Origin of the sequence: Haemophilus sp. SZY H8 (assembly GCF_018829755.1) — a bacterium.
Taxonomy (GTDB): domain Bacteria; phylum Pseudomonadota; class Gammaproteobacteria; order Enterobacterales; family Pasteurellaceae; genus Haemophilus; species Haemophilus haemolyticus_K.
The window spans coordinates 206,800-220,681 of sequence record NZ_JAHKJY010000002.1; the positions used below are offsets into that span (position 1 = coordinate 206,800).

Sequence of the window (13,882 nt, forward strand, 5' to 3'; positions counted from 1 at the left end):
ACTAAATGGCTTTATCATAAGTACAACCAAATTTCGATTTATTTTAATATAAACATCGGCGTATCACTGATTGGATCACGGTGAATAATGACGTCCAAATCAAACACTTCTTTTAACAAATCCTCTGTCATCACTTCATCCGGGGCTCCCTGTGCCATTACAGCACCTCTTTTCATCACAATTAAATAATCGCAATAACGACAAGCTTGATTAAGATCATGCAATACAGTAATCACTGTTTTTCCATTCTGCTGCATTTGTCGCATCATGCCCATGAGTTCAGCTTGGCGGTTTAAATCCAGATAAGTGGTAGGCTCATCGAGTAGCACTAATTCAGCATCTTGCGCAAGAGTCATGGCTAAGAAGACGCGTTGTTGCTGACCACCAGATAAATCAGAAACCAACTGTTCGGCAAGTTCGGCAGTTTGTGTTTGATCCATCGCCCAAGTGACCAATTCTTCATCTTTTTGGCTGAGTTTGCCCCAGAGATTTAAGTAAGGCGAACGCCCGTAGGCGATCAATTCTCGCACTTTAATCCCTTCTGGTACCAGGTGTTGCTGCGGGAGAAAAGCCAATTCTTGGGCATATTCTTTAGGGCTTTTTTGCCAAATATCCTGACCTTTATGGGTGATTGAACCTTGCTTCGGTTTGAGCAAGCGAGCCACCGCTTTTAATGTGGTGGACTTACAGCAACCATTTGGGCCGATTAATGCAATCACTTTATTTTTCGGGAATTTTAGCGACAGATTTTTAACCACGAGTTTATCTTGATAACCCAAAGATAAATTATTGATTTCAATGCTCATTATTTAGTTCTCATCAATAAGTAGAAGAAATATGGCGCACCGATAATTGCAGTCAGAATACCCGCTGGGAGTTCAGTTGGTGGGTCAATTACCCGCGCCAAAATATCCGAAAGTTGTAATAAGAGGGCGCCAATAATCAAGGCTGCCGGTAATAGGGTGCGATGTCTGCCACCGACTAAACGGCGAGCAAGATGCGGAGCAACTAAGCCTAAAAAGGCAATCGGACCACAAATTGCCACGGCTGTAGTAGAAAGGGCTACCGCTAGCACTAAAACGCTAATTTGCACTTTATTTACGGTCACCCCCAAGGTGGAAGCTTTGTTTTCACCTAAACCAAGGGTATCGAGATCGCGACAGAAAATAAATGGCAAGGGTAGCAACACTACTAACCATGGTAATACCACATTTAAATAAGACCAGCTGCGCCCCCACAGGCTTCCTGTGAGCCATAACATTGCCGTATTGATCTCGACTGGATTAGTAAGCATCAGATAATGACTAATGGCTGCCCATAACGCGGATAGTGCGACCCCAATAATTGCCATTTTGATAGGGCGGAAGTTAAAACCGCACACGACCCATAAAATGACAAAAGAGAGTACACCGCCTAAAAAGGCAAAAATTGGCATCCAGTAAAATGCTAAGTTTGGCAAGAACATCAATACCGAAACGGCAACCAACCCTGCCGCATTGTTAATCCCTAAAATATCGGGAGAGGCAAGTGGATTGCGCACCACACTTTGTACTAATACACCAGAAATTGCTAAGGCTCCGCCTAATAAAATGGCTAACACAGCACGGGGGAGGCGATATTCCATCAAGGTAAAATAGTTTTTATCATCAGGCTGAAAGGCCACCCAAATTTCCTCAAAGGAAAGCGTATAAGTGCCAAGGCGAATACTCAATCCAAAGAGTAGTACCATCAGACTGAGCGTGACGACATAAAAGCCGATAACACGAAAAGATACATGAGAGGTTCGCATTAGTGTCTTCCTCTGGCAAATAATACAAAAACTGGGGCACCGATTAAGGCAAGCACCGCACCGGCAGGCACTTCACTAGGGAAGTTGACCGCGCGGGCAATGGTATCTGCAGCGAGCATTAAAATTGCGCCGAGTAGCATCGCCATGGGGAGCGATTTTCGCAAGTCATAACCAATCCAATAGCGGGCAAGATGGGGCACTAGTAAGCCAATAAAGGCCACGGGGCCGGCAACACTTACGCTTGAACCTACAATCAATAACGCCATGATGTTAGCATACCAACGTAAACGGAAGAGATTGATGCCTAGTGAACGAGCGGATTCATCGCTTAAATTGAGTAAATTTAAACGGCTGGCAAAAAACAGGCAGAAAAGTGCGGTCAAAATAAAGAACGGAAATAATGTCAATAATTCATTCCAACGGGCATGTGCAATGCCACCAGCTAGCCAGCTCATAATACCGAAGGCATGATCTTCCGCGATAATCAGCACCAATTTCGTGAGCGCGGCACAAAGTAGTGATACGGCAATCCCCGCTAAAATCACCCGGCTACGATCCCCGCTGTTGTCTTTCCATCCGTTGCTGATCAGCATCACCACAAGCCAACTCAGACCGCCACCGATACTAGCCACTAAAGCAATGCTATAACCAGAAAGAATTAAGGGGCTAAACGCACTGGCGGTCACCATGGAAAGACTGGCTCCTGAGTTCACGCTGAGTAATGTAGGGGAGGCTAGTGGATTGCGCGTAATGGTTTGTAACAACGCACCTGCCACCGCAAGATTGGCACCTAAAATCATGCCAACTAATGCGCGCGGTAAGCGTAAATCGGTTACCGTAATTTTGGCAATTTCATCGCCATCGGGGAGGAGCGCTTGTAAAGCTGCAAGCGGTCGAATTTCGATAGGATAATACAAAAACAGGCTTCCCCATAATAGTAAAGCCAGAATGATAAGGGGAAGTCCCCAACGGAAAGTGGACTTCATCATTATTTTTGTTTCACGAAACCTTCAATTTGTTTTGCCATAATTTTGCTCGCTTCTAAGCCACGACCGCGAGCCCACATGTCGGCATCAACGCTGTAAACATGGTTTGCTTTTACGGCAGGAATGGTTTTCCAAAGTGGCTCAGCTTCCCATTTGCGCGCGATACTTTCATCACGATAATGGGCGATGAACAAGTATTCCGGTTTTTCCATTACTAATTGTTCAAGGTTGATTTCTACGAAAGCTTGATCACTATTGAGTTTAGTTGGGGCAAAACCTAATGTCGTTAAAAAACTACCCACATAGCCATTGTCATTTTGGATATTAAATTTATCTTCTCGGGAAGTACCAAATGAGGCTTTTTTGCCTTGCACACCTAAATTTTTTGCGATGTTGGCAATGTAATCATTATGTTCATTGATCTTCGCTTTCATTTCAGCACTTTTACCCACTAAATCACCAATTTTTTGCGCAGTTTCAAGATTTTCTTGATAACTTTCATGACGAGAATCGAACATCACTGTTGGCGCAATTTTTTTCAATTCTTCAAACACCGCTGTGTGACGGGAAGGATCAGCAATAATTAAATCGGGTTTGAGAGAAGCAATCACTTCAAGACTAGGTTGAGAACGCGTACCAACGGATTGCCATGCAGCAATTTTTTCGCGTACTTGCGGCAAAATACGCTCAACTTTATTATCGTCAGCCACTCCCACAGGACTTACCCCCACTTGTGCTAGGGCATCTACGAAAGAATACTCTAATGCCACCACTCTGGTTGGGGTTTTATCAAGGGTAAACTCACCATTAGCATCTTTTACCGTTACTGCACCGGCGAAAGTAGATGCCATTAACAATACAGAAGTGAGAGTTGTTTTTAATAATTTTTTCATGACATGTCCTCCAGTAATAAAAACGAGGTAATTATACACAAAAAAAATGAATTGATAATGATTTTCTTTTGATTGAATCCTAAAATTACTGAATTCTTGCTATATAGCATTTTGTTATTTCTAATAACATCTAAATATTAATTACTAAGAGGCTACTTTAAAACAGAAATAGCGCGTTAAATACGTGTTATTTTAGACCGCTAACATAGCTCTAGAAGTTTGATCTAATAGACATATCAAACAAGAAAATGCCTATGCTTAAAAATACTGCCCCTCCTCTATATGAACTCAAGATGATAAGTCTTTAGCAATTGGTTCAACAAGACCATCTTGTTCACAAAGTAGCGAGATCCATTGATTTTGAATTTATCCATGATGAGGGCGCTCATCTTTATTGTCAGGATAACGGTCATCCAGCTGTTGACCCTATTTGATAGTTTAAAATAATACTGTTGGGCTATCTCTTTGGTATTAAAAGTGAACGGCAATGGATAAGCCAATGTGGTTTACCACTGGTTTTAGGGATGTCCTTAACAAAAAAGTGATTGACACCAGCACACTTAGCCAAAATAATCTTCGTCGTTTTAATGGTGCGGATGTATTTGAGCATATTTTTTACTTGTATCGTATGGAAAGCAATTGAAAAAGGCTTGATGGGGGCAAGTATCCGTTTACAGACAGTACCCATTTAAAGCTAGCGCTAATAAGAGCGAAAAACATAATAAAAAGTATAAGGTACAAGTCAGTCAGTATATTGATATGCTCACCCAAGATGTGGTGAAAATACGAAAAAAGGAAAGAAGCCGTTAAAAGCGAGTGAAAAAGTGGCAGAAATCAAAGACATCAAGGCAAGCATAGGATTATTTTAAATACCTTTGCCTCGGGCAGGTAATATCAATGACAACTAACCCTATATTGCTCACCTTAATTCCTCGACATAACGCTTTCAGCTCCTCCCAAAAAAGCCGTCAGGCTTGATGCTGACTATTTTACCGCCCCTATCACAGAAAGCTTGGCTCGCCGAGAGGTTATTAGTGTATTTGATTATCATCGCCCGAGCAAAATCAAAAAACCGAAAGGCTGATTACCTGACACACTTATCAAGCTACGATAGAAAACGTCGATACAGTTAAGTCATCGGAGCAAGGGAAAAACTCTACGAAACTGACTGCTTGAATGGCAATCTAAAGTGAAATGTAATAGAAAGAGACAAAACCCACCTTTATACCAGATGGTCTATAAAGTGGGTTTGCCTGAGGTATAAAATCGAGTGTTAAATACACGCTATTTTTAAATTTTATTTTTTAGGTAACGCATCAGTCGAAGCATTAAATTTTACATTTGATGAAGTGTAAGCCTCAAAGTGCGGATGTTTTTTCATAAATTTAATGAAACTTTCCGCATCAGGCAAGTATGTATCAACGCCTTCATATTTTGGATCATTAAATAATTTACCAAAAGTTTTGTAACCATCTTTACCGCTAGCTACATAAGCATTGGTACCAACAAGATAACGTTTATTATCATCAATTGGTTCCCATTGTTGGGTTTGTTTATTCAAGACTTCCACACTCACTAAGCGTTTACCTTCCGCATTTGGTGTTTCATTCGCTTCGTAACGAATACCTGCTCCATAAGGGAATGCCCCTGTAGAACCATCAACTAAAGCAAATTGCATCGCATCTTCAAGCACTTGTTTCACTAACGAACCTTCCATTTTATAGGTATATAACGTATTACCGAAAGGCAAGAAAGTATAAGCATCATTAAAAGTCACATTGCCCGGTAAAATATCCGCACGCACACCACCTGCATTTTGAATGGTTAAATCCACTGTTTTGAGTTCGTTATACATTGTTTCTGCAATAAAACGCGTTGCGATAGAACCTTCTGGATTTGAGCCTGCTTTATTTGGGATACGGTTTGCTGAACCACCCGGCATTGCAGAACCAGTGATAACACCAACAATTTCTTGTGCTAAACGATCTTTTTCACTTTTATATTTTGAAATAAGCATGTCTGTTTTTGCATCATGATCATCAAGTGAAATACTCTTCATTGATTTTAAAGTATCAAGTGCTTTTTTACGTTCATCGCCAGTTAATTCAGTCCATTTACCCTCCGCATTTTTCACTTGAAGTTTATGAGAACTCATTAACACGTGAGGAATTTTACGAGTAATAGACGCAATACCTTCAGGACTGAATTTAACACCTAAATCCCCCACAACAGCAGAATAAGCCCAACCCTCCATTACAAACACCGGTTCGCCATTCGGATTTTTAAATTCAAGCGGATATTCATAGATTACTGGTAATTTTAAACCACGTAATTCATCATTTCCGTATAAATAATGCGAATCGCCAGTAACGATCACATCAATATCATTAACTTTTTGCGCGATTTCGATATTTTTTTCACTACCTGCGTGTGAAAGTAGGATGATTTTATTAATACCTTGTTGTTTTAGCGCATTTGCCATAATTTGTGCGGTAGCAATTTCATCATAGAACTTCACATCTTTACCTGGTGAAGAGGAATTAACCGTTTTATTCACGGTGTCTAAACCGATAATAGCAATTTTTTCTCCATCCACAGTGAAAATATCGTAAGGTTTCCATTTGTTATATAAAATTGAATTTTTATCAGGAATAACATTAGCTGAAAGTACTGGGATTTTTAATGGCTCGAGTAGTTTTAATAAACCTTCATTACCCGCATCAAATTCATGATTACCCAAAGTAAAATAATCAAAATTACCTGCATTCATGACAGCCGCATCAGCGGAACCACCAAAAAGGGTGAAATACAGCGTACCAGTAATCGCATCACCAGCATGTAGCACCAATGGATTTTTATACTTTTTGCGTAACTCATAAAGTTTTCCATTCACAGCAGAAAAACCACCAATATCCACTTTTGTTTGTTGACCATTTAAATTAATTCTCGCTTCGTGCGGTTCCAAGTAAGAATGATGGTCATTAATATGCAAGATACTTAACTCCACAGCTTTATGTGCTTGCGGCACTTCTTTAGCAAAGGTTGTGCCTGAGCAAAGCATTGCTAATGCACTAACTGCAAAGGTAACTGATTTTTTAGATAAAAACATAATGGCTCCTTATGAGTAAACGGATTAATTTAAGCCTTCAAGCATTGCTTGGAAAGTCTTATAACGAATAGTATAGTTATTGTGTTGAAGATTTTCACGCGCTTGATCTAAATACGAAAAATCATCAACCTCCACCCCTTTAAATTGGCGAGCAAACATCATATTAGCTAGAGCGAGGCGGGGCTTAATTTCAGAAGATGGGGTTATCAAACTCACTCGATTCTCAGTAATAGAAAAAGTTGTTTGATTAGGAAAATCTTGATGTATCTGTTCAATAATTTTTTGAAATATGCCTTTAGCATCCAAAGACAATAATATGATTTGATCTGGTTTGGCTCCCCGTTCTAGCAAAGCCTGAACAAATTGCTCCGAATTATCTGTTTGACGAATATAAATTTTTGCCTGCTCATTCGCCAAAAAAGACACTAGCAAGTTTTTCTTCATTTCCTGAATTAAATTAGCATCGCCAGTATTTATCGGTTCAAAGTATAAATAATCAAGAAATTTAGGGGTGAGATTTTTATCTGTTTTAAAAATGCGAGTGAGGATTTTTTCGCTTATTTGGATCTGATTATCTAGGAATTGAGGAGGTAAAGAAAAAAGCGCGGTGAGTTTTTTCTGTAAAATCGAAACTTGTTGCTTTTCTTGTTTGGCTAAAGCGATTGAAAATTGTTGCTTTAAAGCTTCAGGTGACTCAGCAGATACTGATTGTTGAGAAGACGAAGGAGGACTCGCTACCACAGATTGTTGAATGCCAATACATGACGCTAATCCAAGTAACACTGAATGAAAACCGATTTTCATAATAAACCTCATTTAACTGATATTTTATCAATGTGAAATACCGCTTAACGCGTAAACTTGACCTAAAACTGCTTGAGAGTTTCTTAGATTATACGTAAAACAAAATTGTATGTGAATGATAATATTTACCTTTTCAAGAGAAAATAACGTACCTATTATAATGGTCATCCAAAACTTGCAATTTTGTTCAAAAAGTATAAAATCTTTAAGCTTTTTGTCTATATATACAGAGAAAAAAGTAAGCTATATTCTTAAATCGCTTTCGAGTTTGGGAATATTCTTTTAGTAATTAAACATTTAGAGGAAGGTTATGGTAACCATTCGTTTATCTCGTGGCGGAGCTAAAAAACGCCCATTTTATCAAATCGTAGTAGCTGACAGCCGTTCACCACGTGACGGTCGTTTCATTGAGCGTGTAGGTTTCTTCAACCCAATCGCACAAGGTAACGCAGAACGTGTTCGTATCGACCTAGACCGTGTTAACCACTGGGTTGGTCAAGGTGCATCACTTTCTGATCGTGTTGCGAGCTTGGTAAAAGAAGCTCAAAAAGCAGCATAATTTTGCTTTTTGATTTAGTTCTTAAACTAAGATAGGTGAGAAATATGGAACAACAACGTATTGAAGTTGTGGGCAAATTAGGCTCAACCTACGGTATCCGTGGGTGGTTACGTATTTATTCATCAACAGAACAAGCTGAAAGCATTTTTGAGTATCAGCCTTGGTTTTTAAAAATCAAAGGTGAGTGGCAGCCAACAGAATTAGAAAACTGGCGTCATCATAACCACGAAATCATCGTGAAATTAAAAGGCGTTGATGATCGTGAAGTCGCACAAATTTTAGCAAATGTTGAAATTGGTGTGGATTTATCTGTTTTCCCAGAACTAGAAGAGGGTGATTATTACTGGCACGATTTAATTGGTTGCTCAGTCGTAAACCTAGAAGGTTATACAATGGGAACGGTAACAGAAATGATGGAAACCGGTTCTAATGACGTGTTAGTAGTTAAAGCCAATACGAAAGATGCTTTTGGAAAACAAGAGCGGTTAATTCCGTTTTTGTATGAACAAGTAGTTAAAAGAGTCGATCTCACCACGAAAACAATTGAAGTGGATTGGGACGCTGGTTTCTAATCTCAAGTATGCACAAACGTAATGTAGTAGGCTTTTTATGTGGATAGGGGTGATTTCATTATTCCCCGAAATGTTTAAAGCGATTACGGAATTTGGGGTTACAGCTAGAGCTGTAAAACATAATCTTCTGCAAGTGGAATGTTGGAATCCAAGAGATTTTACATTCGACAAGCATAAAACCGTGGATGATCGCCCTTATGGTGGTGGCCCGGGAATGCTGATGATGGTGCAACCTTTACGGGATGCGATTCATGCTGCGAAAGCAGCTGCAGGAGAAGGCGCAAAGGTGATTTACCTTTCGCCACAAGGACGTAAACTCGATCAAGGCGGCGTAACCGAGCTTGCTCAAAATCAGAAATTGATTTTGTTATGTGGACGTTACGAAGGTATTGATGAGCGATTGATTCAAACTGAAATCGATGAAGAATGGTCAATCGGCGATTACGTTCTGACCGGTGGGGAGTTGCCGGCAATGACATTAATTGATGCTGTTGCGCGTTTTATTCCCGGTGTACTAGGCAAGCAAGCCTCCGCAGAAGAAGATTCTTTTGCAGATGGTTTATTAGATTGCCCGCATTACACCAGACCGGAAGTGTTAGAAGGATTAACTGTACCACCCGTGCTGATGTCGGGACACCACGAAGAAATTCGGAAATGGCGATTAAAACAATCGCTAAAAAGAACGTGGCTCCGACGCCCTGAGCTCTTAGAGGGCCTAGCTCTGACTGACGAACAACGTAAACTGTTAAAAGAGGCGCAAGCCGAGCATAGCAGTTAGTTTCAGTTACATCTAGGATCAATAAAGGATCAAACAATGTCTAACATTATCAAACAACTTGAACAAGAACAATTAAAACAAAACGTACCTAGCTTCCGCCCTGGTGATACTTTAGAAGTTAAAGTATGGGTAGTTGAAGGTAGCAAACGTCGTTTGCAAGCATTCGAAGGCGTGGTTATTGCAATTCGTAACCGTGGCTTGCACTCAGCATTTACTTTACGTAAAGTATCTAACGGCGTAGGCGTTGAGCGTGTATTCCAAACTCACTCTCCAGCTGTAGATTCTATCGCTGTTAAACGTAAAGGTGCAGTACGTAAAGCTAAACTTTACTACTTACGTGAACGTTCAGGTAAATCTGCTCGTATTAAAGAGCGTTTGGGCGAATAATTTCGCAAAGAAAAAGGCTTGGAATTCCAAGCCTTTTTTGTTAGGTTATTTAATCCGTTCTTCGATAATCCCGCCGCCCAAACAAACCTCACCAAGGTAAAATACGGCAGATTGCCCTGGTGTGACGGCTGATTGAGGTTCATCGAAAATCACTCGAATAGTTTCATCATCAATCGGTTCAATCACACAAGAAATATCTTGTTGGCGATAACGTGTTTTCACCGTGCAACGTAATAACTCTCGAATTGGTTCACGATCAACCCAATGTAATTGGCTAGCAATCAAACCTTTTGAAAATAAACGAGGATGGTCATGCCCCTGAGCGACAATAAGTTCATTATTTTCCACATCCTTATCTACCACATACCAAGCCTCATCACCCGCATTTTTCAAACCACCAATGCCTAATCCTTTGCGCTGTCCCAACGTGTGATACATCAAACCATCATGGCGACCAATAATTTCACCATCAACAGTACGAATATCGCCAGGTTGAGCAGGTAAGTAACGAGCTAAGAAATCCTTAAATTTACGCTCACCAATAAAACAAATACCTGTAGAGTCTTTTTTCTTCGCTGTAATTAAACCAAGATCTTCAGCAATAGCGCGAACAATGGGCTTCTCGATTTCACCAACGGGGAATAAACTTTGCCCTACTTGTTTATGGCTTAAGGTATAAAGAAAATAACTTTGATCTTTATTGGCGTCTAGACCACGTAATAATTTTACATTTTCATCATCACCAGCTCTACGTACATAATGTCCTGTTGCAATGTAATGGGCACCAAGATCTTCAGCTGCATATTCTAAAAATGCTTTAAATTTAATTTCTTTATTACACAAAATATCTGGGTTCGGCGTGCGCCCTGCTTTATATTCAGTCAGAAAATGCTCAAAGACATTATCCCAATATTCTGCCGCAAAATTAATTTTATGTAGTTTAATACCCAACTTATCACATACAGCCTGAGCATCTGCAAGATCAGCTGCTGCAGTGCAGTAATCCGTATCATCATCTTCTTCCCAGTTTTTCATAAACAGGCCTTCCACCTGATAGCCTTGCTGTTGAAGAATAAAAGCTGACACAGAAGAATCCACTCCGCCAGACATACCACAAATCACTTTTTTTGTCGCATTTCTCGCAAGCTGCTCTTGCGTCAGTTGAGGAAAGTGTTGATTATAAGTATTTGAAATTAACATAGTTCTCCCGTAACTTCGGTTAAGGCGAAGCACATTGGTCATTGAATGAGAAAACGGCAAAATAATTTTGCCGTTAATTTTATTTTGCACATAAAGTGCGGTCATTTTTGAGCAAGTTATTTCACTTCATAAAATTGCGAATCATCATCTTTTTTCGCAAATTTTTGCTCATATTCAGCTTTCGCTTGTTCATCGCCCGCATCTAATTTTGATTGAAGCGTGTCACACGGTTTATCACAATCGCAAGCTTTGGCAATACCAAGGGCAGATAAACCACCGCAGCTGCCTTTTAAACTTTGTTTTTTGATAATAAATCCGATAGACATCAACAATATAATTGCGACAAAAGCGATTAAAGTAAAAAATAAAGTTTGCATAACTATTCTTTTGTTTCTGTTAATTTTTTGAAAGCAGAGGATGATTTTGTGATAAAACCATTATCTGTTTTAATGATTAAGTAAACGGCAATATTATTTTTCTCTGCCACTTCTAACGCCTTGTCTTCACCCAGCACAAATAAACCTGTTGATAAGCCATCTGCAGTCATTGAGGTTGGCGCAAGGACCGTAATTGAGGCTAAATGATGCTGAATTGGGTAACCTGTTTTCGGATCAATTTCATGAGCAAAGCGTTTACCATTTTCTTCAAAGTAAATACGATAATCGCCAGAACTTGCCATTCCCATGTTGTCTAATCCAATTACAGCTTCAACCGCTCTTTCACCTGTTGTAGTTGGTTTTTCGATTGCGATCTGCCAAGGTTTGCCTTCAATATTTTTTCCTTTCGCACGAATTTCACCACCGATTTCAACCATATAATTCTGAGTATTTAGTTGTTCTAACTTTTCAGCCACCTGATCAACGCCAAAGCCTTTAGCAATCGAGGACAAATCGACATAAACTTGAGGAAGTGCTTTGCTTAATGTCGGTTTTGCACCACTCATATCGAGGGCAATTTTATCAATACCAACCCAAGCTTGGCGTTCAGCTAATTGTTCTGGCGTAGGTTGTTTTTCTGGGCGTTTTTCAGGACCAAATCCCCATAAATTCACAACAGGACCAACAGTTACATCCAATGCACCTTCAGTCACTTTGTTTAAACGAATCGCTTCAGCTAATACTTTGGCAAAATCTGCTGAAATTTCAATCGGTGTATTCACTTGGGTATTTTGATTGAAACGGCTCAGTTCCGAATCTTTTTTGTAAGTGGACATTTTCGCGTTTACATCTTTTAAGATTGCTTCAATTTCTTCATGCGTCTTTTCAGATGTTGCTTTCATTGAGCCTTCATCAAGGTATTTAACATGATAAGTTGTTCCCATTGTTTTACCACTTAATGAGATAACTTTTGTTTCTTTTTGACAGGCTGCAAGACTTAATGCCATTGCTACCGCCATGATACCGCTTATTAATTTTTTCATCTGGATTTCCTACATCTGTGAATTACTGGCAAACTCAACAAAACTTACCTGTAATCATAGAAAATTTTCTAAAAATACCTTAAATTTTGACCGCACTTCATCACAAAGTGCGGTCAGTTTTTATGATGAATTGATTAACTAAAATCAGCCACCAAAGTCATCTAATAAAATGTTTTCATCTTCAACACCAAGATCTTTCAACATTTTAATTACAGCTGCATTCATCACCGGAGGTCCACACATATAGTATTCACAATCTTCTGGTGCTTCATGATTTTTCAAGTAGTTTTCATAAAGCACATTGTGAATAAAGCCTGTATAGCCGGTCCAATTATCTTCAGGCAATGCGTCCGATAATGCAACATGCCATACAAAGTTTGGATTTTCAGCTTGTAATTGGTCAAAGTCTTCTTGATAGAAGATTTCACGTTTAGAACGTGCACCATACCAGAACGACATTTTACGTTTAGAATGAAGACGTTTTAACTGGTCAAAAATATGAGAACGCATTGGAGCCATACCCGCACCACCACCGATAAATACCATTTCAGCATCAGTTTCTTTCGCAAAGAATTCACCAAATGGACCAGAAATAGTGACTTTATCACCCGCTTTTAATGACCAAATGTATGAAGACATTTGACCTGGAGGTGCATCAGGTTGACGCGGAGGAGGCGTTGCAATACGAACGTTAAGCATAATAATGCCTTTCTCTTCTGGGTATGAAGCCATTGAGTAAGCACGGATAATATGCTCGTCAACTTTAGAGACATAACGCCATAAATCATATTTATCCCAGTCTTCGTGGTATTCTTCAGGAATATCGAAATCTTTATAGTTCACCACGTGTGGATCAGCTTCGATTTGGATATATCCACCCGCGCGGAATGGCACTTCCTCGCCTTCAGGAATAGCCAATTTAAGCTCCTTGATAAAGGTTGCTTTGTTATCGTTAGAAATAACAGTACATTCCCATTTTTTCACGCCGAAGATTTCTTCTGGAAGTTCAACTTCCATATTACCTTTCACGTTAACTTGACAAGCTAGACGATAACCTTCTTTTGCTTCACGTTTGTTAATGTGAGAAAGTTCGGTTGGAAGAATTTCTCCGCCACCATTTTTCACTTTTACCACACATTGACCACAAGAGCCGCCGCCACCACAAGCAGAAGACACGAAAATACCTTTACTCGCTAGAGCACCTAATAATTTGCCACCTGCAGGTAATGTAATCGCTTTCTCTGGATCGTTATTGATACCAATAGTAATATCACCAGAATCGACTAGTTTTGACTTGGCAAACAAGATAATCGCAACGAGTACTAAAATAATAGCGGTAAATGCTGCAACACCTAATAATAAAATTGAAGATTCGCTCATTTATG

The 13,882-nt window shown here is 39.6% G+C and carries 14 protein-coding genes and 1 pseudogene; 5 read left to right on the plus strand and 10 right to left on the minus strand.

All coding sequences use genetic code 11. From position 1 onward, the window contains the following. Positions 1–38: 38 nt before the first annotated feature. The 4 genes from fecE to KKW16_RS04030 are packed head-to-tail and all read right to left on the minus strand — an operon-like array spanning position 39 to position 3,668. Positions 39–806 carry a Fe(3+) dicitrate ABC transporter ATP-binding protein FecE gene (gene fecE / locus KKW16_RS04015; RefSeq protein ID WP_106014029.1) on the minus strand — a complete coding sequence of 256 codons (768 nt, stop codon included), beginning with the start codon at positions 804–806 and terminating at the stop codon, positions 39–41. Further along, complete coding sequence (fecD, locus tag KKW16_RS04020) at positions 806–1,789, minus strand: Fe(3+) dicitrate ABC transporter permease subunit FecD (protein WP_106014028.1); 984 nt, start codon at positions 1,787–1,789, stop codon at positions 806–808. Before fecD ends, fecE begins: the two co-directional genes overlap by 1 nt. Beyond that, positions 1,789–2,778, minus strand: a complete 990-nt coding sequence (gene fecC, locus KKW16_RS04025; protein WP_065265328.1) for an iron-dicitrate ABC transporter permease FecC — start codon at positions 2,776–2,778, stop codon at positions 1,789–1,791. Before fecC ends, fecD begins: the two co-directional genes overlap by 1 nt. Beyond that, positions 2,778–3,668, minus strand: a complete 891-nt coding sequence (locus KKW16_RS04030; RefSeq protein WP_065265329.1) for a Fe(3+) dicitrate ABC transporter substrate-binding protein — start codon at positions 3,666–3,668, stop codon at positions 2,778–2,780. The genes fecC and KKW16_RS04030 overlap by 1 nt, the downstream gene beginning before the upstream one ends. A 311-nt stretch (positions 3,669–3,979) precedes the next feature. On the opposite strand from KKW16_RS04030, the pseudogene KKW16_RS08985 reads away from it, so the two are divergent. Beyond that, positions 3,980–4,737: pseudogene (locus tag KKW16_RS08985) on the plus strand (transposase); the annotation flags it as partial. 228 nt (positions 4,738–4,965) lie between these two features. On the opposite strand, the gene nadN reads toward KKW16_RS08985, so the two are convergent. Both nadN and KKW16_RS04045 read right to left on the minus strand, forming a co-directional pair. After that, positions 4,966–6,777: an NAD nucleotidase gene (gene nadN / locus KKW16_RS04040; protein WP_048953927.1), complete on the minus strand. Its 1,812-nt coding sequence runs from the start codon at positions 6,775–6,777 to the stop codon at positions 4,966–4,968. A 24-nt stretch (positions 6,778–6,801) separates the two neighbouring features. Next, positions 6,802–7,581, minus strand: a complete 780-nt coding sequence (locus KKW16_RS04045) for an amidohydrolase family protein (RefSeq protein ID WP_048953928.1) — start codon at positions 7,579–7,581, stop codon at positions 6,802–6,804. A gap of 310 nt (positions 7,582–7,891) precedes the next feature. Here KKW16_RS04045 and rpsP point away from each other — a divergent pair, with 310 nt between their 5' ends. The 4 genes from rpsP to rplS are packed head-to-tail and all read left to right on the plus strand — an operon-like array spanning position 7,892 to position 9,877. Continuing rightward, positions 7,892–8,140, plus strand: a complete 249-nt coding sequence (gene rpsP, locus KKW16_RS04050) for a 30S ribosomal protein S16 (protein ID WP_005626429.1) — start codon at positions 7,892–7,894, stop codon at positions 8,138–8,140. 44 nt (positions 8,141–8,184) lie between these two features. After that, on the plus strand, positions 8,185–8,712 hold the full coding sequence (gene rimM / locus KKW16_RS04055; RefSeq protein ID WP_065265330.1) for a ribosome maturation factor RimM: 528 nt from the start codon (positions 8,185–8,187) through the stop codon (positions 8,710–8,712). Positions 8,713–8,749: 37 nt separating this feature from the next. Further along, entirely contained in the window at positions 8,750–9,490 is a 741-nt protein-coding gene (gene trmD, locus KKW16_RS04060) for a tRNA (guanosine(37)-N1)-methyltransferase TrmD (RefSeq protein ID WP_048953930.1), read from the plus strand. A 36-nt stretch (positions 9,491–9,526) separates the two neighbouring features. Further along, complete coding sequence (gene rplS / locus KKW16_RS04065) at positions 9,527–9,877, plus strand: 50S ribosomal protein L19 (RefSeq protein ID WP_005626422.1); 351 nt, start codon at positions 9,527–9,529, stop codon at positions 9,875–9,877. A 45-nt stretch (positions 9,878–9,922) separates the two neighbouring features. Here the strand turns inward: rplS and mnmA are convergent, their stop codons facing one another. From mnmA to nqrF, 4 genes are all read right to left on the minus strand, one after another. Then, positions 9,923–11,077: a tRNA 2-thiouridine(34) synthase MnmA gene (gene mnmA, locus KKW16_RS04070; RefSeq protein ID WP_106014025.1), complete on the minus strand. Its 1,155-nt coding sequence runs from the start codon at positions 11,075–11,077 to the stop codon at positions 9,923–9,925. A gap of 116 nt (positions 11,078–11,193) precedes the next feature. Then, a complete protein-coding gene (gene nqrM / locus KKW16_RS04075; protein WP_005633372.1) occupies positions 11,194–11,454 on the minus strand; it encodes a (Na+)-NQR maturation NqrM in 261 nt (86 codons plus the stop codon). Positions 11,455–11,456: 2 nt separating this feature from the next. Beyond that, the gene (locus KKW16_RS04080; protein WP_048953932.1) at positions 11,457–12,497 is read right to left on the minus strand and encodes an FAD:protein FMN transferase; all 1,041 of its coding nucleotides are present in this window, start codon (positions 12,495–12,497) and stop codon (positions 11,457–11,459) included. Positions 12,498–12,641: 144 nt separating this feature from the next. Next, the gene (gene nqrF / locus KKW16_RS04085; protein WP_005636875.1) at positions 12,642–13,877 is read right to left on the minus strand and encodes an NADH:ubiquinone reductase (Na(+)-transporting) subunit F; all 1,236 of its coding nucleotides are present in this window, start codon (positions 13,875–13,877) and stop codon (positions 12,642–12,644) included. Positions 13,878–13,882 lie beyond the last annotated feature (5 nt).